General features: G+C 59.9%; 21 protein-coding genes and 1 pseudogene. 17 read left to right on the plus strand and 5 right to left on the minus strand.

Features of this window, described 5'->3' with window-relative positions:
* From PM2_RS28095 to PM2_RS28105, 3 genes and pseudogenes are all read right to left on the minus strand, one after another.
* Positions 1 to 349 (minus strand): annotated as a pseudogene (locus PM2_RS28095) (transposase); the annotation flags it as partial.
* Positions 350 to 390: 41 nt separating this feature from the next.
* Positions 391 to 687, minus strand: coding sequence for an SMODS domain-containing nucleotidyltransferase (locus tag PM2_RS28100; protein ID WP_028699724.1), 297 nt, complete (start codon positions 685 to 687; stop codon positions 391 to 393).
* Between the two features lies 1 nt (position 688).
* Positions 689 to 2,188, minus strand: coding sequence for an SAVED domain-containing protein (locus PM2_RS28105; RefSeq protein WP_028699725.1), 1,500 nt, complete (start codon positions 2,186 to 2,188; stop codon positions 689 to 691).
* A 451-nt stretch (positions 2,189 to 2,639) separates the two neighbouring features.
* On the opposite strand from PM2_RS28105, the gene PM2_RS28110 reads away from it, so the two are divergent.
* From PM2_RS28110 to PM2_RS28180, 15 genes are all read left to right on the plus strand, one after another.
* The gene (locus PM2_RS28110) at positions 2,640 to 3,395 is read left to right on the plus strand and encodes a hypothetical protein (protein WP_028699726.1); all 756 of its coding nucleotides are present in this window, start codon (positions 2,640 to 2,642) and stop codon (positions 3,393 to 3,395) included.
* A gap of 122 nt (positions 3,396 to 3,517) precedes the next feature.
* Positions 3,518 to 3,811: a hypothetical protein gene (locus PM2_RS31705; protein WP_028699727.1), complete on the plus strand. Its 294-nt coding sequence runs from the start codon at positions 3,518 to 3,520 to the stop codon at positions 3,809 to 3,811.
* A 418-nt stretch (positions 3,812 to 4,229) separates the two neighbouring features.
* Positions 4,230 to 4,631, plus strand: a complete 402-nt coding sequence (locus PM2_RS28120) for a helix-turn-helix domain-containing protein (protein WP_028699728.1) — start codon at positions 4,230 to 4,232, stop codon at positions 4,629 to 4,631.
* A 228-nt stretch (positions 4,632 to 4,859) separates the two neighbouring features.
* On the plus strand, positions 4,860 to 5,195 hold the full coding sequence (locus PM2_RS28125; protein ID WP_028699729.1) for an integrative conjugative element protein, RAQPRD family: 336 nt from the start codon (positions 4,860 to 4,862) through the stop codon (positions 5,193 to 5,195).
* The gene (locus tag PM2_RS28130) at positions 5,182 to 5,421 is read left to right on the plus strand and encodes a TIGR03758 family integrating conjugative element protein (RefSeq protein WP_028699730.1); all 240 of its coding nucleotides are present in this window, start codon (positions 5,182 to 5,184) and stop codon (positions 5,419 to 5,421) included. Before PM2_RS28125 ends, PM2_RS28130 begins: the two co-directional genes overlap by 14 nt.
* 15 nt (positions 5,422 to 5,436) lie before the next feature.
* Positions 5,437 to 5,814 carry a TIGR03745 family integrating conjugative element membrane protein gene (locus tag PM2_RS28135; protein WP_028699731.1) on the plus strand — a complete coding sequence of 126 codons (378 nt, stop codon included), beginning with the start codon at positions 5,437 to 5,439 and terminating at the stop codon, positions 5,812 to 5,814.
* Positions 5,815 to 5,821: 7 nt separating this feature from the next.
* On the plus strand, positions 5,822 to 6,223 hold the full coding sequence (locus tag PM2_RS28140) for a TIGR03750 family conjugal transfer protein (protein WP_028699732.1): 402 nt from the start codon (positions 5,822 to 5,824) through the stop codon (positions 6,221 to 6,223).
* On the plus strand, positions 6,220 to 6,858 hold the full coding sequence (locus PM2_RS28145) for a PFL_4703 family integrating conjugative element protein (RefSeq protein WP_016488088.1): 639 nt from the start codon (positions 6,220 to 6,222) through the stop codon (positions 6,856 to 6,858). The genes PM2_RS28140 and PM2_RS28145 overlap by 4 nt, the downstream gene beginning before the upstream one ends.
* The gene (locus PM2_RS28150; protein WP_028699733.1) at positions 6,858 to 7,664 is read left to right on the plus strand and encodes a TIGR03749 family integrating conjugative element protein; all 807 of its coding nucleotides are present in this window, start codon (positions 6,858 to 6,860) and stop codon (positions 7,662 to 7,664) included. The genes PM2_RS28145 and PM2_RS28150 overlap by 1 nt, the downstream gene beginning before the upstream one ends.
* On the plus strand, positions 7,654 to 9,162 hold the full coding sequence (locus PM2_RS28155) for a TIGR03752 family integrating conjugative element protein (RefSeq protein WP_028699734.1): 1,509 nt from the start codon (positions 7,654 to 7,656) through the stop codon (positions 9,160 to 9,162). Before PM2_RS28150 ends, PM2_RS28155 begins: the two co-directional genes overlap by 11 nt.
* Positions 9,125 to 9,544 carry a TIGR03751 family conjugal transfer lipoprotein gene (locus PM2_RS28160; protein WP_013972285.1) on the plus strand — a complete coding sequence of 140 codons (420 nt, stop codon included), beginning with the start codon at positions 9,125 to 9,127 and terminating at the stop codon, positions 9,542 to 9,544. Before PM2_RS28155 ends, PM2_RS28160 begins: the two co-directional genes overlap by 38 nt.
* Positions 9,544 to 12,285, plus strand: a complete 2,742-nt coding sequence (locus PM2_RS28165; RefSeq protein ID WP_028699735.1) for a conjugative transfer ATPase — start codon at positions 9,544 to 9,546, stop codon at positions 12,283 to 12,285. Before PM2_RS28160 ends, PM2_RS28165 begins: the two co-directional genes overlap by 1 nt.
* A gap of 219 nt (positions 12,286 to 12,504) precedes the next feature.
* Entirely contained in the window at positions 12,505 to 13,476 is a 972-nt protein-coding gene (locus PM2_RS28170; RefSeq protein WP_028699736.1) for a TIGR03756 family integrating conjugative element protein, read from the plus strand.
* Positions 13,476 to 14,831, plus strand: coding sequence for an integrating conjugative element protein (locus tag PM2_RS28175; protein ID WP_028699737.1), 1,356 nt, complete (start codon positions 13,476 to 13,478; stop codon positions 14,829 to 14,831). The genes PM2_RS28170 and PM2_RS28175 overlap by 1 nt, the downstream gene beginning before the upstream one ends.
* A gap of 312 nt (positions 14,832 to 15,143) precedes the next feature.
* Positions 15,144 to 16,682 (plus strand): conjugal transfer protein TraG N-terminal domain-containing protein, encoded by a 1,539-nt coding sequence (locus tag PM2_RS28180; RefSeq protein ID WP_028699738.1) that lies wholly within the window; start codon positions 15,144 to 15,146, stop codon positions 16,680 to 16,682.
* Positions 16,683 to 16,686: 4 nt separating this feature from the next.
* Here the strand turns inward: PM2_RS28180 and PM2_RS28185 are convergent, their stop codons facing one another.
* Positions 16,687 to 17,043 carry a hypothetical protein gene (locus tag PM2_RS28185; protein ID WP_028699739.1) on the minus strand — a complete coding sequence of 119 codons (357 nt, stop codon included), beginning with the start codon at positions 17,041 to 17,043 and terminating at the stop codon, positions 16,687 to 16,689.
* Positions 17,044 to 17,500: 457 nt separating this feature from the next.
* Between PM2_RS28185 and PM2_RS28190 the strand changes: the two genes are divergently transcribed.
* Entirely contained in the window at positions 17,501 to 17,866 is a 366-nt protein-coding gene (locus tag PM2_RS28190; protein WP_028699740.1) for a DUF3085 domain-containing protein, read from the plus strand.
* Positions 17,867 to 18,577: 711 nt separating this feature from the next.
* Complete coding sequence (locus tag PM2_RS28195; protein ID WP_028699741.1) at positions 18,578 to 19,516, plus strand: ArdC family protein; 939 nt, start codon at positions 18,578 to 18,580, stop codon at positions 19,514 to 19,516.
* A gap of 85 nt (positions 19,517 to 19,601) precedes the next feature.
* On the opposite strand, the gene PM2_RS28200 is transcribed toward PM2_RS28195, so the two are convergent.
* On the minus strand, positions 19,602 to 19,967 hold the full coding sequence (locus PM2_RS28200; RefSeq protein WP_028699742.1) for a histone-like nucleoid-structuring protein, MvaT/MvaU family: 366 nt from the start codon (positions 19,965 to 19,967) through the stop codon (positions 19,602 to 19,604).
* Between the last annotated feature and the right edge of the window lie 115 nt (positions 19,968 to 20,082).

Raw genomic sequence — 20,082 nt, forward strand, 5'->3', positions numbered from 1 at the left:
TGCACCTTGAGGGTTTGGCAAAGGCGCCGCACCGGGTAATCCGTCGAGTGCTTCTTGATGAAGGCGTACTTCAGCCGCACTCCTTGGCAAAGTACGCGGCGGCCTTTTTTAAGATGTCTCGCTCTTCCGTCACGCGCTTGAGTTCAGCGCGCAGCTTGCGCAGTTCGGCCTGCTGATCGTCGTCTTGCTGACGCTGTTCTTGGGGCTTGCTGTAGAGCTTGATCCAGGCGTAAAGGCTGTGCACGGACATCCCCAGACGCTGGGCAACATCGGCGACAGGCTTGCCTTTCTCGGTCACTTGCTTGACCGCTTCAATCTTGAATTCTTCGGGGTAACGCTGACGACTCATGGCACCTCCTATTTGGGCCTCATTATGAGGCTTGGAGGTGTCTACGAAACTAGGGGCGATTCAAACAGATCCATCGCCTCTTTCGGTGTCAGTCGGTTGTAGTCCAGATTCGTTACTACCACGACATCAACGTCGGGGCGTTTTTCTCCTAAGGGGCGGACCGCTGTTGATCTTCGAACGCTGCCTTGCAGGAAGGTAGCTACGACGATGTCTTTGAGTTTTTCATCCGCCTCGAGCCGGTTGCGCAAGGTTTTCGACCCGATTTTCCAATCTTCCTGCTGCCGGATCGTTGGTCGAATTCCGGCAAGGAACTCCGTGAATTGTGGTTTGAGTTCCATGTCATTGAACCTTGAAGGTGGGGTGGTAGCTACCGTCGATACGGCGGTTGAAATCAAACTCGTAGAAAACGCATGGGCCCATGGCTTCGACGTGTTGACCCACGAAGAAGTTAACCGCATTCGGCGCCGCGCTGAACACGTGAATCTTAGCGCCGAATGGAACACGGATCTTGGCTACTGCTCTGGCAACATCATCAGCCAGGCGGGCGGCATGGGCTCCACCCGCTACTGCGTTTTGTCCGGGCCCCTCTGCCGGAGTGATGTGCAAAATCTTGCCTATCGTCGGCTGTTTGGCAACGTAGTCCCGCACATCGTCCACAGCATCTCGAGATATGCTCAGCACGAGCGCAATGTCTGGGCCAGCATGAAGTTGTTCAGTCGTGATAGAGGCCGCGGGCTTGTCTTTGCCGTCATCTGCTCTCCAAACGGAGGTACCTGAGCGCCCCTTCTGAACGAGTTCTACCTCCATGCCGGATTTCAACCCGAGGCAGCGTCCTGCCAGAAATGCGATCGAGGTATGAACATCCAGAAAAAGCCGAATTCGACGTTCCGCTTGCTTTATTCGCGCGAGGAACGACTCAACAGCTGGTTGGATCGCAGATACCCAATCCTCGCCTGGTCTGAGATGACGGCCATCAAAGTGCTGCAAGAGTGAAAGAGTGTTTTCCGGTAGCGCGTCTATTCTATCGTTTGGACCATCTGTGAATGAGCGAAGAGCTACGTTGAGGCGATTCTCAGGTGGCTCGGAGCGAACCCAACCTTCCTCTTTGCAAAGAGTTTCGAACTGCTCACGGGTAAACTGATACAGCCCTTTGCTCTTGAGAGACCTTGCAGCAGCGTCGAAGCGAAATTCCGAACTGTCATGGCAACTGATCAGGCCCACTACCCGGAAACGAAGGTTCACGTCATCGCGTAGCTGGGTCAGAGATCGCTGGGCGGTGGCAATATGTAGGCCTTCCAGTACTTTCATCAGTTCATCATCCGATGCGAGCTTAAGGTGTTCGCGCCACAACTTGCGAACCTTGCCCATTTTGCTGCCGTCCGTTTTTCCAACCGAGAGTTTGTCTAGCCGCAGGGAATAGTCCACGGCCGAGATGATTTCAGCCAGTGGATCGTTGTCTTTGACACTGTCGATCGTAACGAGGTGAAAAGCAGCGTTCGGAGGGGCGCTCTCTTTTGCCTGCTTCAATCTTTCCAAAAGAGACACCGTTTCGGCGCCTATGAAGGCAGGGTCGATGAGATCCGCGTAGCCGAATCGTCCCGCGCCGGTGACATGGAATTTGATCTGATGGTAATCCACCGAGATCCGCACGGGGCCAGTGCTCGCCCGCGGAGGGTCATAGCGAATAATTACATCATCGAACGCTTTTGGCCCATCAGCCTCGTAGGAAACCTCAATAACGTGCGACTGGTCTGGATCTCTTAATGCGGAGGCATGAATCCAGAAAAAACGAGCTTGATAGTCATGCCCGTGCCATCCGGCCGAAACAGCGTTTGCCATGCTCAACTCCTTTTCCAGCTTAATGGCGAAACGCTATCCCCTCTTCACGTTGGAATCAAGCTGGAACGATGGTTAGTCGACCGGTGACTAAGCCCAAACCGGCTTAGCCGGCGATCAAGTTATAGCGCCGCGTTTCGCGGAAGGTAACTCATGACCGATTTCTGCCCTTCGTCAAGGGCAGCTTCGGGTCGATAGCGGTCCAATCGCGGCCCACGGTCCTCGACCGATTAATCGGTCAAGAAGGTGGGTGAATTAGAGCAACGTCTCTGACTGCGCCGCACCACACCTATTGGTAAAGCCTTGAGCACGGACTGGGGGAGCTCATGATAGCTATCCTCGTCCCCTCGGCTACTACATCGTCTGACAGGGCGCAGGCTCAAGCGCTATGGTAGGTATGATTGGTGGAGGCCGCGCTGGCCTCCTAGAACCGATAGCGGACGGGGAAAATACTTTGAGTTCCGAATCGCTGATGATCGGCTGGGATGTTGGTGGCTGGAACTGCGACCGGAATCGCCTCAGCCGAGATGCTCTAGTGGTGATAGATCAGAACCTGCAGATGCGAGGTAAGCCGTGGCGAGGGAATCTGCGCGAGCAGATCAATCAGGCGAAGACCACTGACGACTTTGTGCGATCACTTCTATTAGCCTGTGATGTCGAGATCGTCCGTCGCGACGCGACCGTCGTTTTGGGAATCGACACCCCATTGGGTTTTTCTACCGAGCTAGTGAACTTGCTGATAAGTGGCCACTCTGTGCCGGTAGTTAACGCGTCAGCTACCAACCCCTATTTGTTTCGCTATACCGAGCGTTTTTTGTTCGAACGGGGATTATCTCCGCTGTCAGCCATCAAGGACATGATCGGTAGTCAAGCTACCAAAGGCATGCATGTACTGGCACGTTTCTTACCCTACCGCCCGTGCTGTGGTATTTGGACGGATGACGCGCAGGTGAGCGCCATCGAGGTCTACCCCAGCTCTGCAAAACAGTCGGCGGTAGTCAAAGACTTAAGGCAGCGTTGCTTGGGGTTTTCTGGGGCCTCCAGCGATGACTGGCATGAGGATGAACGAGATGCGCTCACTGCTGCGCTGATTGCCTGGCTCTTCAGATTCAAGCCCGATCGCTTAGTCTGGCCTCCGTCAAATGTGCCGGAACAGGAGGGATGGATTTTCGTACCCAGAGACTCACTGGCAACGGCTTCACTCCTTTAGTTCTACATGCTGCCCGATGGTCGGATGAAGTACCCAATGCCTCACCATTGCCGTTGCGCTACGGGTCTCGCCTACTATGTTGGAGAGATACTCATCTAATACTAAAGTCGTAGGAGGGCCGCATGCGTATACGGGGTGATGCTTTCTGGAATTGGGCAGATCCAACCCTTCACCACCGTACTCATGATGAGACTCTAAACGACGGCACGACCATCGACGTCCAAGTGCGCTTGTCGCGTACCGGTGGCACGCAGATGTTCATCGGTGTGTATGCACGCTCCGGAATGGTGCTTTACGAGGAATCCTTCGACTCGCGACCTGGTGAGTCCATGACTCGTGCTCTCGCGTGGGGCGTGGGCCGCGCTAGACGGATCGCGACCGATCCGCACTTAACCCAAGAACATTTAGCTTCATAAGTACGCTGAGGGCCGGTGCGTGGCCAATTCAATCAACCTTGCGGACAAAAGAAAGCCCGCTGCTAGGCGGGCAAGGGAGCATCTATCATGTAGGGATAGCTTGAGTGTGCCCAATGGGAAGTGAAAATTGGGTGAAGAAAAAGTCTCCGTGAGGTGATAGCTGCTGGGAATCGCAGGTAGCGGCTTGAAGTGCAGCCACTCTCGGCAAACATCATCAAGGGGCGCCTTCTGGCCAGAGGTAGCCGTTCATTAGAATCGGCTTTGAGTCGAACGTCGACGATCGCGGGATGGTCACTGGCACACCAGGGCTCGATCCAAGGGTGTATGGTAGTGTGAAACGGGAGGCCAGAGCGGTCTGCCTCCCCCAACCAATGTCGCCGCCACATGCCCCTACTCGCTCTATTCCTCAGGTAATTTCATGACATTGAAGTCATCGTTCGCCAATGTGCTTCGAGTACTACGTAGTCAGCGCAACATCACCCAGCGCGGATTTGCCGACACGACCAGCCGCACCTACCTGTCCAAGCTCGAAACCGGTAGATCGAGTCTCACGCTGGACAAACTTGAGCAGCTTAGCGAGCGATTGGAAGTGAGTCCTTTGACGCTGGTGGCATTGACGCTGAGCGAAGATACAGGACAGACGGCAAATGAGTTGCTGGTCAGGACCAAGAACGAGATTCGAGCACTTGAATCGCATGGTCGAATTCCAGGGCTACAGGCCACACTCGGGGATGATTTAGCTACGACTCCTTTGACGACCAACTCACGCAACCTCCGAGCGAAAATGGCTGCAAGCGCTCCGACCACGCTTCAGGCATAGCTGTCATTCTCCGACTGATGGCTGGCTGTACTTTCAAACGCTCGCTGCAGCGCTCGTAATAAGCACGCAGCGCCAGCTGGTTCAGATACCGCCTCAATTCCTCACTCCAGTCTCACCCCACTTCTGCCCAACCTCTCCAGAAAACGAAAGATCGAGAATCCTTTTAATTCGTGCATGAACTCGCCCCCGCAGTGATGGTGGCGACCAGAGATTGCTCTGGAGCTCGCCATGAGGACGTATACCTTCCCATTGATTGTGATTTACCTAGTAACCCTCCCAGCGGTTGCACAGGAAACTCGCGAGCGCTCGAATTTGGAACTCATTCAACGACAATTCACTGCCATCGACCAGTTGGCCGATCGCGCGAAAAACGGCTCAGAAAATATCGATGGCGCGCGCTATCGCTTCGACTATCTACGGTTTGCGGCAGACCTCGAACGTGTGCGTGAAGGCATCCAAAAATTCTTGTCGCCCTCCCGCGCGCAGCCTGCCGACCTAGTCGAGCTGGCCGGTCAGTACCGTGCTGAAGCACCTCAATCGAGCCCCGCCGATGAGCATGACTGACGCTCAACTCAGCGCGTTCTCGGCCGTTGCAGGGTTTTCCCCGCAGCTCAGTTCGGTGCTGTGGCGCTCATCGGTATTGGTGTTGGCGTTGCTCTGGTGTGCCTGGACGCTGTGGACCGGCTACCGCGGCTGGGCGGCCGGCAACATCACTTTTGGTGCGCTCGGCGGCAGCACCCTGCGCCTGGCCCTCGCCTTGATCGCGCTGATGTTTTTCATGCTGTCGTAACTTGGAGGCCTTGCCATGACACTCTCCCGTCGCTGCCACCGCCCGTTTCGCCTGCTGCGAGCTACCTGTTCGAAAGTCCTAGTCGGCGGCTGGGTGCTGCTGAGCTCGACGCTGGCCTGGGCTGATCTGCCGACCATGGAAGCACCCTCCCGCGGTGAAGGCTCGGGTCTGATCGACACCATCAAGAACTACGCCTACGACGGCGGCATCCTGCTCGGCCTGTTAATCGCCACCCTCGCCTTCCTCGGCGTGGCCTGGCACTCGCTCACGGTCTACGCCGACGTGCAGAACCAGCGTAAGACTTGGAAGGACCTCGGTGCCGTGGTCGGCGTCGGCGCGTTGCTGGTGGTGGTGATCCTGTGGTTCCTCACCAAAGCCGCGACGATTCTGTGAGGTCACCATGTCCGACGCACCAGCCACCCTACCTGACGGCACGCTGACCTTCCTGCCGGAACGCCTCAATAGCGATCCAGCCGTCCTTCGCGGCCTCACCAACGACGAGATGTGGGTCGCTCTGATCGTCGGTGCCGTACTGGGCCTGATTCTCGGCGCACCGCTGGCAGTGGCCACCGCCTCCATCGCCACCCTCCCCACCTGCATGTTCCTGTGTATGGCGCTAGTGCTGCTCGGTGGCGGCAAGTTGTTGCGCCGGGCCAAACGCGCCCGCCCTGAGACCTGGTTGTACCGACGCCTTCAGTGGCAGCTGGCGGTGCACTGGGGTATCGGCACTAAGCACCTGATTCTGCACTCCGGCCCATGGACGGTCCGGCGCACGCGCCGGCCTGCGAGGACCAACCCATGAGCCGCTTCCGCAACAAGGTGGATGCGCAACAGGCGCATATCCTCAGCCTGCGCCTGGCCGTGGCAGTTCTGGCGCTGCTGTGCACTGGGCTCTGGTACGGCTGGCAGTCCGCCCCCTCCGAACTGACCATTCACGTACCACCGGATCTGCGCTCAGGCAGCACGCGCAAATGGTGGGACGTGCCGCCCGAAAACATCTATGCCTTTGCCCTGTACATCTTCGGCCAACTCAACCGCTGGCCCACCGACGGCGAGGTCGACTACCACCGCGCCATCTTTGCCCTTCAGCCCTACCTGACACCGGCATGCAAGACCTTCTTCGACGGTGACTTCGAGTACCGCAAGGCGGCCGGCGAATTGCGCGGCCGGGTGCGCGGCGTGTACGAGGTGCTGGGCCGCGGCTACAGCGATGATCCCGACCTGCGGGTAAAGCAGCTGGATAAGCACAGCTGGCTGGTCAAGCTCGACCTCAATGCTGACGAGTACTACGCCGCCGAGCCGGTGAAGCGCGTGGTCGTGCGCTATCCCTTGCGCGTGGTGCGCTTCGACGTCGACCCCGAGCACAACAAGTGGGGCCTGGCCCTGGACTGCTACGAAGGCACTCCGCAGAAGCTGACGCTGCCTGGAGGTGCATGATGATGCGCGTCTTGATTCTGATGCTGGTCTCGGTGGCCGGATGGTGTTCAGCCGCAGCCGCCGTCGAGGTCAAATACTGGGACCGCCTGCCGCTGGCCGTTCCGCTGACGGTGGGCCAGGAACGTATCCTGATGCTGGATGAGGATGTCCGCGTGGGACTGCCCAGCGCGATCGCCAGCAAGCTACGCGTGCAGTCGGTGGGTGGGACGGTGTACCTGCGTGCGTCAGACGCCATCCCCCCTACCCGACTGCAGCTGCAGTCGCTGAAGTCGGGGGACATCATCCTGGTCGACATCGAAGCACTCGAGAGCAGCGAGACATTAGAGCCGGTCAAGATCGTTGCTCAGGCCCAGGCACCAGACGTGGACACAACGAAGGATGCAGCACCGGCAGCGACGCCGGTACCGGTTGTGCTGACCCGCTTCGCGGCCCAGAACCTGTATGCGCCGCTGCGCACCGTGGCGCCCTTGCCTGGTGTGCGTCGGGTCCCACTGGGCGACTTCTCTGGGTTCAGCACCCTACTGCCGACCGAGCACGTGGCCATCAAGGGGCTCGCCGCCTGGCGGCTGGGTGATTACTGGGTGACTGCGGTGAAGATCGTCAACCGTGGGTCGGCCAAGGTCACACTGGACCCACGGCACCTGCAGGCCACGCTGTACGCCGCTACCTTCCAGCACGAGTACCTGGGGCACGCCGGCACACCCGAAGACACCACCGTGGCGTACCTCGTCACCCGGGGTGGCGACCTAAAACATGCGCTGCTGCTGCCACCGCCTGCACCGGAGGCTTCCGATCATGAAAGCTAACGGTTTGCTGAAATGGCTGGTACCCGCAATCCTGCTGGGGATTGTGCTGATCATCGGCAAATCCTGGATGGCAGCGCCGGATGGACAACCTGCCCACGACCCCGAGAACACCGCACTCAGCCCTGACCAGGCCAAGGCCCTCGGCATTGCCGGCGACACGCCGCGCGACACCGTGGCAACGCTGATTGGCCAGGTCAAAGCGATGCGCAGCGAGATGCTGTCGCTGAAGAAAGGCAATGAGACGCTGCAGACTGAGAACAACCGGCTGCGCACGCGCGAAGGCAATATCGACAGCCGGATCCAGAACACGCTGAGCAATGTCACCCACCAAGTCACCGAGCAGCGCCAGCAGGCCAACGATGCTCGGCAGAAGGCCGAGCAACAGCACCGCGAGACCCAGGGTTTGCTATCCCGACTCAAGGACCAGCTCACCAGTAAGCCGGCCGCGAAGTCCGACGTACCCGTGGGCTTCGGTCTAGAGCCGGGTGACGGGCAACAATTCTCCGGGGCACAACCGGCAGCGGATGCGGTGCAGTGGGTCGAGCCGTCCAATGCACGTGCCGGCCAGGAGGGGGCCAGCAAAACGGAGGGGCCATTGTCGTCGCTGACGTCAAAGTTCAAGGATCTGCATGGCCTGGACAACAACGCCATCGACCGGAGCCAAGACCATCTGCACGCCGTGGCCAAGGGCGAGCGCGACCTGGAGAACACCCAGGATCGGGCCGAAGGCGCCAAGCCGGTCTACACCATCCCAGAGAACTCGACCCTGATGGGCTCGATCGCCATGACCGCCCTGATTGGCCGCGTGCCGGTGGACGGCACGGTGAATGATCCCTACCCGTTCAAGGTACTGGTGGGACCGGACAACCTCACCGCCAACGGCATCGATCTGCCGGACGTGGTCGGCGCCGTCATGAGTGGGACTGCGGCGGGTGATTGGACCTTGTCTTGCGTGCGCGGCCAGGTCGAGTCGATCACCTTTGTTTTCAGCGACGGCACCATTCGCACGGTGCCGCAGCCGCAGAAGGTGGTCAGTCGCAACCGCAGCAGCGCACAGACCTCGGACACCGAAAAAATCCGCGGGGGCCTCGGCTACATCTCCGACCCTTACGGCATTCCCTGCATCGCCGGCGAGCGCCGTTCCAACGCCCAACAGTACCTGGGCAGCCAAAGCCTGATCACCGCAGCCGGCGCCGGCTTCGCGGCAGCGCTAGGCAGCGAACAGACCAATACCTCATTCATCAACTCTGCCAGCGGCAGCCTGGGGCTCTCGCAAAACAGCGGCAACAGCGCGCTGAACTCGGTCATCAGCGGGGGCATCGGCGACATCCGTGACTGGATCAACAAGCTCTACGGAGAAGCCTTCGCCGCCATCTACGTCCCGCCGGGGGCCAAGGTGGCCTTGCACCTGGATCACGAAATCAGCATCGACTACGAACCCAAAGGCCGGAGAGTGAATCATGAACGCCCATCCGTTTCGGTACTGGACCTGGATTAGCCTGCTGCTGTGCCTGCACCTGGCAGGCTGCACCACCAGCAAGGACGAGATGCTGCCCCACGGCGATCACACCATGCTGGATATCTGGAACAGCGGCGGCGCGGTCGGCACGCAGCAGCAGTTGCAAGAGGCTCGCGGCGAACTGCGCCGGCCAGTGCTCGATCCCGAGCGCCTGATCAAGGACCAGAGCGCCTACACCCGCACAGCCGCCAACGAGATCCGCGCTCAGTTCCCACGCCTGCCTAATCCAGACCTGGTGATGTACGTCTACCCGCACCTGGCCGGCACCCAGCAAGCGCCCGTGCCCGGCTACTCGACCGTGTTCCCGTTGTACGAGAAGGTCCAGTACGCGCTGCCCGGCGAGCGCCTGGACGATCTGTGATGGACGATTATGCCGATCGCGCCCCTCTCCGCTGGCAGCCCTGGCGCGCGTCGCAGCGTCGGCGTGCAACGCGCGCGGATGAGGCCGCCCAGTACGCGCACAACCCCAGCTTCACCGACCACTTGCCCTGGGTCGAATACCTTGAGGAGGAGCAATGCTTTCTGCTCGACGACAACCGCTCGGTGGGCGCCGTGTTCGAGTTGCAGCCGATCGGCACCGAAGGTCGTGAGCCCGAATGGCTGATGGCGGCGCGCGATGCGTTGGAGGATGCGTTGCAGGACAGCTTCGACGAGCTCGACCAGGCACCTTGGGTGGTGCAGTTCTTCTGCCAGGACGACAGTGACTTTTCCCCGTATCTGGAACGCCTGGCACAGTACGTTGCGCCACGGGCGACAGGCACCCCCTTCACCGCCGCGTTCCTCGCGTCGATGCAACACCACCTCGACGCCATTGCCAAGCCAGGCGGCTTGTTCGACGACCCTGTCGTGTCGCACCTACCCTGGCGCGGCAGCAATCGACGGATTCGGCTGGTGGTCTATCGCTGGCTCGGTGACCAGGCCGACGACGACGGGCAAAATCCCGCTCAGTTGCTGGGAAGAACCTGCGATCGCCTGATGGCCTCGTTGCAGGCCTGCGGGGTCAATCCTCGTCGGCTGAACGGGCGTGACTTCTACGCCTGGTTGCTGCCTTGGTTCAACCCGGCCCCGAACCTCACTGGCGAATCACCGGCGGCATTCTATCGACGCGTGCCTTACCCGGAGACCGAAGACGGCGATGGGCTGTCGCTGCCGTTCGACCACGACTTTGCCGAGCGGCTGTTCTTCCACGAGCCGCGCTCGGACAGCGAGCAGGGGCTATGGTACTTCGATCAGCAGCCGCACGCGGTGATGGTGGTCGACAAACTACGCAGGCCACCCCATATCGGCCAGCTGACCGGCGAAACCCGTAAAGGCGAGGCGCTCAACGCCCTGTTCGACCAGTTGCCCGAGCAGGCCATCCTGAGCCTCACCTTGGTCATCACGCCCCAGGATGTGCTCGAGGAGCAACTCAACCGCCTGGCACGTAAAGCCATCGGCGAAAACCTAGCCTCGACCCAGACCCGTCAGGACGTGGAAGAGGCCCGCGCGCTGATCGGCCGCCAGCACAAGCTGTATCGAGGCACCTTGGCGCTATACCTGCGTGGGGCCGATGAACCGCAGTTGCGCCAGCGCTCGATCCAGGCAGCCAACGTACTGCTCTGTGCCGGCCTGCAGCCGGTGCGCGAGGGCGATGAAGTGGCGGCGTGCAACAGCTACCTGCGCTGGCTGCCGATGGTCTACAACCCCGCGCGCGACATGCGCAACTGGTACACCCGGCTGTTGTTTGCCCAGCATGTCGCCAACCTTCTGCCGCTGTGGGGCCGCAGCATCGGTACCGGCAATCCGGGCATCACCTTTTTCAACCGAGGTGGCGCGCCGCTGTCGTTCGACCCCCTGTCACGCTTCGACCGCTCCATGAATGGTCACCTGCTGTTGTTCGGCCCTACTGGCGCCGGCAAGTCGGCCACCCTGGTGTCGATCCTGATGCAAGTCATGGCCGTGTACCGACCGCGACTGTTCATCGTCGAAGCCGGCAACTCCTTCGGCCTGCAGGGCGACTACTTCGCCACCCTCGGTCTGAGCGTGAACAAGGTCCAGCTCAAACCGGGCAGCGGCTTGAGCTTGGCTCCCTTTGCCGACGCCCGCCGGCTAATCGAGCGTCCCGACCAGGTCGCCAGCCTGTCGACCGAGGACCTGGATGAAGATGCGTCGGGCAGTGACGAGCAACGCGATGTGCTGGGCGAACTGGAGATCACCGCCCGCTTGATGATCACCGGGGGCGAAGCCAAGGAAGAGGCGCGTCTGACCCGGGCAGACCGCAGCCTGATCCGCGAGTGCATCCTCGACGCCGCCAGGCACTGTGCGGCCAGCGATCAACAGGTCATGACGCGCCATGTTCGCGATGCGCTTCGCACGGTGGCCAGCGACGCCCACCTGCCCGATAAGCGTCGCGAGCGGGCCCAGGAAATGGCCGAGTCCATCGATCTGTTCTGCCAGGGCTTCGAGGGTGCGCTGTTTGACCGACCAGGCACGCCGTGGCCGGAAAGCGATGTCACGATCGTCGACCTCGCCACCTATGCCCGCGAGGGCTATGAGGCCCAGATGTCGATCAGCTACATCAGCCTGATGAACACGGTAAACAACCTTGCCGAACGCGACCAATACCTCGGTCGCCCGATCATCATGGTCACGGACGAAGGCCACATCATCACCAAGAACCCGCTGCTGGCGCCCTTCGTGGTCAAGGGCACCAAAATGTGGCGCAAACTCGGTGCCTGGTTCTGGTTGGCAACACAGAACCTGGCCGACTTCCCCGATGCGGCGCAGACCATGCTCAACATGATCGAGTGGTGGATCTGCCTGAACATGCCGCCAGCGGAGATCGAGGAAATCGCGCGGTTCAAGAAGCTCACGCCGGCGCAGAAGACCCTACTGCTGTCAGCGAGCAAGGCCTCGGGCAAGTACACCGAGGGTGTGGTCCTATCGAAGCATCTGGAGACGCTGTTTCGCGCAGTCCCACCGAGCCTGTACCTTGCCCTGGCCATGACCGAGCCTGAGGAAAAGGCGCAGCGCTGGCGGCTGATGGAAGCGCATCAGCTGTCCGAGCTGGAGGCCGCTCTTCGGATTGCGGCAGAAATTGATCGCCTGCGCGGTATGTCCTGAACCTCTGAATACACAATGTTCTGGGCCTGTCGATCAATAAAAATCAGCAGGAGTACATTTGTACTCCTTCGGTTATTTTGGACAAACCGAAGCCTCCCCTGGCGACTGAAGAAACCGAAGGCACCAGTCTCGGTTTGTCCGTCCCCCTCCTTTGCCTGATCCGCGATGCTGCAACTCGGCGCATGGATGCACACCGTATCCACTTGCCGAGCGCTGCCGATGAACCTTATTGCCCCATATCGAACGCCACAGCCGAGCAAAACAGGCCGAGGTCGCGCCTTCCTCGCGATCGCGTTGCTAATGGCTGCCGAGCAGTCCCTGGCGCTGACCACCCCCGCCATCATTGCCTCCGTCGCGTCGCTGCAGTGTCTGGAGTACCGAATCGTCGGGATCTGCTATTGGCTGCTGTGTACTCCGTTCGGCTGCACGGTGCGAACCTCACCCAAGGTCCGCCACTTCATTCCCGAGCTGGTGGTGTCGAGCTATTCCGATACCGGCAGTAACCCCTGGGACGAGATGTCCAGTCTTTCGGCACCGACATCCCTGTCGCAAGGCGGGGGCAACTTGATCACGCCGTCGCCGCAGCGCAACAACCTGCCCCGCTTCAAGAATGTCGACGGCATCGGACACCCCGGCGGCGCTGCCCTGACGGCCCAGGCGCACAGCTTCGGCTATGCGTGTCCGAGTGGTGCGGTGCCACTTGCACCCTACTACCTCAGCACGCTCGATCCGCTGGCCTGGCGCCACGCCATCCCCGAGTCCGTTTACCCGCAGGCGCTCATTCCGGGCATGCGCGAGATCGGTAGCCAAGCCCTCGGCAACATGTGGGGCAGCGTCTACCCACGCCAGGGTTTCCTGGTTCAGCCCGACGACTTCAAGGCCGCCGCGGTGATGGCGCAGCGCGCCAGCGACTTCATCACCCGTGTCGGCCAGCCGCATGTATACCTACCGCTGCAGCCGATGCCAGCGCCCGGCTACTGGCCGCCGCAGCCGGTGATGGAGAACAACATCAACAACCACCGCTGGCAGTTGCTCGCACCGATGGTGCAGAGCACCTGCGCCATATTCCCCAGCCCAACGATCCAGAGTACCGAGGGCACCTACGCCTGGTCGCTGTGGCGGCCCTACAGGTGCTGCCAACGCATGGGCCAGACCTTCCTGTTCAGCATCGACTTTGATGGAGGCCAATGATGAACACCCTCTCATTCGGGTTGGTATGTCTCTTCGTATGCGCCGCCGGCCACGCCGCCGAGAGCGGCTACCACCTGGGTGATCAGGCCCAGGTGCTGGACGACCGGGTGATGTACACCATTGGTGGTGGATCGGCGGCAGGTGCACCCTCTTCGCTCTACCGCCCCAGCGGACTCGGCGTCGGCCTGTCCTGGCGCGCGAACATGATGTGCGGAAATATGAACCTCTCCAACACCCTGCAGAACCAGCTCAACGGCGCCACCCAGGGCTTCCAGCAGATCATGGGCAACGTCATCCAGAACGCCACTCAGGCGGTGATGTCGCTGCCGGCAATGATCATCCAGCGCGCCAACCCCGGGCTGTACGAGCTGCTGAGCAACGGCGTGTTGCAGGGGCGCATCGACTTTGACCGCTCAAAGCTCACCTGCCAGGCGATGGCGGCGAAGATGGCCGACAAAGTCGACCAAGCCGGTTGGGGGGCACTGGCGCAGAACCAGGAGATGCAGCATAACCTGGAGCAATCTAATGGTGATGCCGTGACCGCGGTGAAAGACACCGAATCGAACAATGGCAACAACGGCGTCAGTTGGGTCGGAGGTCAGAAAGCTGGCGGTAATGGCCAGGCGCCGATCCGGGTGACTTCGGACGTGGTTAAGGCGGGTTACAACCTGCTGCACAACCGTTCGGTCGAAGACACCTCGGTGATCGGTTCAAGTTGTCAGAACGGCGCTATTTGCCAGGCTTGGTCGAGCCCCGACGAGGTGGCCGAGTGGGCCACCCGCGTGTTCGGTGAAACCGAGGTGGAGACCTGTGACGACTGCGAGACGCTACGCGTGAGCGCAGGTGCAGGGCTCACGCCACTGATCCAGGAAACCTACACCCAGCACCTAGACGGCTTGCAGCGCATGTTGTCGGGCGCTGAGGAGCCCACGCCAGAGAACCTTGGCAAAGTCTCCAGCCCGTTGCTGCAAGTCTCCCGCGGCGTCATCGAGGGCCTGCGCGATGACCCCGATCAGAACCTGCTGGCCAGACGTTTGGCCAGCGAGACCGCGTTGTCGAGCGTGATCTACAAGGCGATGCTGCTGCAGCGCACGTTGCTGGCCGGTAGCCGTGAGCCCAATGTGGCGTCGGCGCAGCCCGCTACTACCGCCCTCAACAGCAATGTCGAAACACTGGAACGCGAGATCCGCTTGCTGCAAACCGAGTTGCAGGTACGCCAAGCCTTGGCCACCAACACCGCCAGTCTGGTCCTTGATCGCCACGCCGGTGGCGCTGATGCCTCACGCAATATTGACCAGCGCGATCCACGCCCAGACCGCCTGCAGCGAGCGGATCAGGGAAGGAGCACGCCATGATGCCGTTTTCTGTGAGGAGCTCGGTCGTTCGGGGTCTGCTGATCCTCGGCGTCGTGATGGTCATGTTGCTGATTGCCTCGATGGCGCTGCAATTGAGCGGACCCCAGTTGGAATGGATCAAGGAGGCACGGGGGGGGTACGCCGTATCTCGCCTACTGGCGAGCCCTACTGTACACCCTGATTTTCGCTGCTTGGACCGCAGCCCTACGCTTGCGGACAACCTCGGAAGACCAGCAACGGCTCTTGCGCTTGGGCCTGATTGGCTTCGGCTCGATCGTCCTGGTCGAACTGTCGCGTGTGTGAGGTGCAGCCATGAACATGAGCACCAACAGTTATCTTGAGTACTACCTGTCGCTACTGGCCTGGATCATCAACAACGGCATCTGGAACACGTTGGCAGACACCGGACTGTTCGCCGCTCCGTTTGGGGCGATTATCCTCCAAGAGTGGTTATCCGCCCGCCAACAGGGGGCCGACGAGGGCAATAAGGGCTTGCTGTCGATCCCACGCGTCGAGAACCGGTTGTGGATGAGCTACATCGTCATCCTGTTTGGCTGCATGCCGTTTTTCCCGCTCAATCTGTCCTCTGTGACCTTCGACGATGCGGCGAGCCAGCGCTGTGGGGTGTCGATGGCCAAACCCGCCGACACGGCCTGGGGGACCACCTTCAACACCATTGGCGAGAAATCGGCGAATGTGCCGGTGTGGTGGTACCTGGTGCATGCCATGAGCAAGGGCATCACCGCTGCCGCCACGGCGTCGATCCCCTGCGCACCCGACATTCGTGCGATGCGGATGGAGATCGACAGCTCGCGGATCAATGACCAGGTACTGCTGCAGGAAGTTGCCGACTTCACCCGCGACTGCTACGGCTTTTCACGCTCGAGGCTGTTTACCAACCGCCCTGAGCTGGACGATTCGCAGAGCTACGATGCGTCCTGGATTGGGTCCACTTATCTACTCGACACGCCGGGCTACTACGACACGGATCGCTCGCACACGCCCCGGGTTAATTGGCCGTACGACGAAACGCGGGACACCTCCCTGCCCCGGTTGGACAGCGGTGCGGGCTACCCAACCTGCAAGCAGTGGTGGAGCGATGCCACGGTCGGCTTGCGCGATCGCCTGGTCGCCGAGGTCGATCCCCATCTGCTCACTGAGTTGCGCGGCTGGCTGACCGGGCGCAGCTCAACCGAAATCGAAGACGCCACCCTGCGAGAACTGGTGAGCCCCCGCCAGCAGTCATTGAGCATGGCGCCTGGCCAGGTGTTCCAGGACTACGGCAGCAGTGCCCGAGGAGGCTCATTGACCCAGGGGCTCAACAACCTGGCCACCAACACCGGCCTGGCCCTGGGCTCGTTTAGCAACTTCCCGGCGATGAATGCGCTACGCGCTGCACTGCCGATGGTGCAGGCCTTCCTGATCATGGGCACGATCATCAGCTTGCCGCTGGTGCTGCTGATCAGCACCTACCAGCTAAAGGCGCTGATGACGATTACCTTCGCGCTGTTCACCCTGCACATGCTGACGTTCTGGTGGGAGCTGGCCCGCTGGATCGACTCGAGCATGCTGGACACGCTATACCACCAGGTCTCTGTTACGGACCAGGCGCTTTTAACATTGCCAACGGCAGGGTTCATGGATGGGACGGTCACCGCGCAAGTCATCGAGTATGTGATGGGAGTAATGTTTGTAGTGCTGCCGATGTTTTTCCTCAGCGTGATGAGCTGGGCTGGATACAACGTGGGCAGTGGTGTCCAAACCCTCTTGACGCGCGCAACGGATGGGGCTCAGGGACAGGCTGAAAAAGGAACATCGCAACTAATGTCGGCAGCCCGCAAATCGAAATGACTGCTTACCTCGGGGAGCCATTGTCATCGTACATTTCAGGATATCTGAGATGATGTCGAGGGTGACTCATCTCATGTATCCGAGGTTGCCTATCAATACTGATAGGCAGCGCCGCGATGGTCCACAGAGCAACCATTCCGATCGCCAGGAAGAAAGCGACTGATGCGACAGCAAGCAACAGCATCAACTTAACGGTCTGCATACCGAGCTGGCGATACCTAAGCGGCACGCTTGCCAAAATCGATGAGTTCAATACGCTGGTTTCTAGCTGATTGACCAATCGACCCGCACGAGTTGCGGCACCAATCAAGTACTTGCCGAATGAAGTACGGCTGGAGTTTGAAGAAGCTGGAGCCGTCATTTTCGTACCTCCGTTTACTTCACCGCACTTGCGGCCAAACCGCTACAGACAATTTGGATCCAAGCTTTAGCTTACTCCTCTCCCGCCGATTTCCATGACCGTTGATCACTTGGTTTAGGCTGCTGAGCGCCAGTGGCACAACATGGATTGACGCAGCGCACCCTTCAGAAAATTACCATTGACGCGGTGCTGACGTGCTTGATAAACCGGACCTGCAAGCGCTGGAATTCCAGCACCCCAGGTGGCCTCAACCTTCAAGGCCACGTCATACCCGTGACGGTTGTCCCAAGGGCGATTAGCGTTCGGTGGCTCGCCCGATTACCGCTCCCGCGGTGATGAGCGCTCTTTCACATCGGCCTCACTGAGCCCTGCTCCGTTGAAGCTCCTTTTCCATTTCCGTGCTGGGAATTCTTCCCGCATGGGTGGCATTCCTCCGCACTGCCTGGAGGAACTCGCCATGTTGCGCTTCACAGGAACTGAACTTCATGCTGTCTTGACTGAAGCGGCCGTCATCGGCTGCCGAGTCATCCTGGTCAAAGACCACGGTGTCTACCTCATGTCCGAGTTCGGCGAAAGCAAACCCGACGGTGGTAGTCGCAAACACATTGCCTACGCCATCGGCTGCAATCCTGACGTCGACGACTTTGACGCCTGGTGGAATCGCGCACGCAGTGAATTCGGCGGCGACGATTTTGCCGAGTACTTCGACCTTGATGATCCTGTTCTGGAAAGCCTCCGCGGCACCAGCGGGTCGCTGGTAGTTGAGGCCACATCCACGCACCTGTACATCGCTGCCGAGATTGCCCTCTCCGGGAAATCCTGAATGCTCTCGCAACACCCGCGATGTCCCAAGAAAGCACGAGTCTGTGCCTCTCTGGGATATCGCTCATTTCACTCTCTACGCCAACAGCAGCGAGCCATTCATCTGGGATTTTGGGATGGGAAGCCTTCGCTGGAAGCAGTTGGAAACTCGAGCTGCTCGGTGCCCTAAATTGGGCATTGACCCCACAGGCAAGCGCGTTTTAATGCCTGAACACGCCCAGTTCACAGTGTGAGTTGTGGCGATGGGACTTCCCCCAAGTTGTTCGTGAAGCCATCGCCGGATCAGCTCACGGGAGGTACCAGTGTCCAGGAAGAACCGCTCCTTACCCGCCGTTGTCCTGAGCCCAGGCGTATGGCAACTCATCGCAGAGGTTGGTACGGCTACTGACGCAGTCGAGCAATCAGGGCAGCGCTTGCAAGCCGTCTTGGGAATGGCCTTGGCTTCAGTAAGTCGTCGCCACTTGCGCCAATCGCTCGATTTGCTGCTCGGTCAGCCTTCCCAGCGCGAATCGCACTCATCGCCGGCAGCTATTCAGCTACAGGTAAATCAAATCACACCAGCGACCGGCCCTGTTTTTCTTCATATCAGGTTGCCACATGAGATCGGTGTGGACATCTCATCGGCCTGAACGCCCGCACTACCACTGTCCACTTACCCCACCGGGAACCCTTCCCGGCCGGGCAGCGTTCCCCTCTTTGACTGGAGAACGTCATGTCCGATATCTACCTGGACGTCACCAACAAGATTGTCAGTGCCCTGAGCCAAGGGGTCATCCCCTGGATCAAACCCTGGACCACTTCAGGCTCAAGTGCTAACGCACCTTTCCCCATCAACGCGATCACCCGGCGCCCCTACGCCGGCATCAACATTCCACTGCTGTGGGCCGAAGCCCGCCTGCGCGGGTACCGCCAGGATCGCTGGCTCACCTACAACCAGGCTCGCAAAGCCGGTGGTCACGTACGCAAGGGCGAACAATCGACCCTCGCGGTGCTGTACAAACCCATGAGCAAGGAAGCACACGACGAAGACGGTCAGGTCGTCCGTGATGAGCAAGGCAATATCAAGATGGTGCAGTTCGCACTGCTACGGACGCATTGCCTATTCAACATTGAGCAGACCGAGGGACTACCCAACGACGAGCAGCACCGCGATGAGAGTGAAGATCCAGTGGCGTTCATCGATCATGCACCTGCCGAACGACTGTTGGCCGCCAGCGGCGCACGCATCGACCATCGCTACGGGGATGACGCGTTCTATCTACCGATACGGGATCTCATTCAATTGCCCACTAAGGCCCAGTTCGTGGACGTCGGCAGCTACTACGCGACCGCGCTGCATGAACTGACGCACTGGTCGGGACACCACGCCCGCCTCAACCGAGAAGGCATCACCGGCGGGCACGCGTTTGGCTCTGCAGCCTACGCCTTCGAGGAGTTAGTCGCGGAGATGGGCGCGGCATTTCTCTGCGCCCTCACCGGCACCCAGGGTGAGCTGCGCCACGAGGAGTACCTGGCGTCCTGGTTGAAGATCCTTAAGGAAGACAAGCGGGCCATCTTCCGCGCCAGCGGACAGGCACGTGAGGCGTCCGAGTACCTGTTGGCGCTGCTGCCAGATCAGGCTACCGAGGCAGCGGAACGGCTCACAGCGTGAATTTTCACCTTCAACAGAAAGGCCCCAACCGGGGCCTTTGTTTTACCTGCAACACGAGCATCGGCGGCTGCAATTGAGCAAGCGGTTACTGCAGCCAGCTCTCGACGGTATCCGAGCCGTGCTCTTGCTTCCACTGCTTGAGGATCTTGTGATTGCCGCCCTTGGTTTCGACGATCTCGCCGCTGTGCGGGTGCTTGTAGCGTTTGACCTCACGCGGTTTGCGCTGAGCGCCGGTGGAGACACTCGAAGTGCTTACGCTCACGCCCTTGGACGGGTCAAGAATGGTAATGACCTGGCGCAGGTTCATGCCGTACTCATCCAGCAAAGCCTTGAGCTTTTGTTCAAACTCGATTTCCTGCTTCAGGCCGGAATCGTTTTTCATCGCGTCCAGTTGTTGAAGTTGAGCAGCCAGCTGAGCTTCCAGTGCTTTGAATTCGGCAAGTTTGGACATGTGAAATCTTTCCTAGGGTTGGGGCATGTGTGGCGATATTACCTGAGGCACAAGTACTAGCCGAGCGTTAATTCGCTCTTCAGCTAACTTTCATCCTTAAAATGTGCACCTATGG

Origin of the sequence: Pseudomonas monteilii NBRC 103158 = DSM 14164 (assembly GCF_000730605.1) — a bacterium.
GTDB lineage: Bacteria > Pseudomonadota > Gammaproteobacteria > Pseudomonadales > Pseudomonadaceae > Aquipseudomonas > Aquipseudomonas monteilii.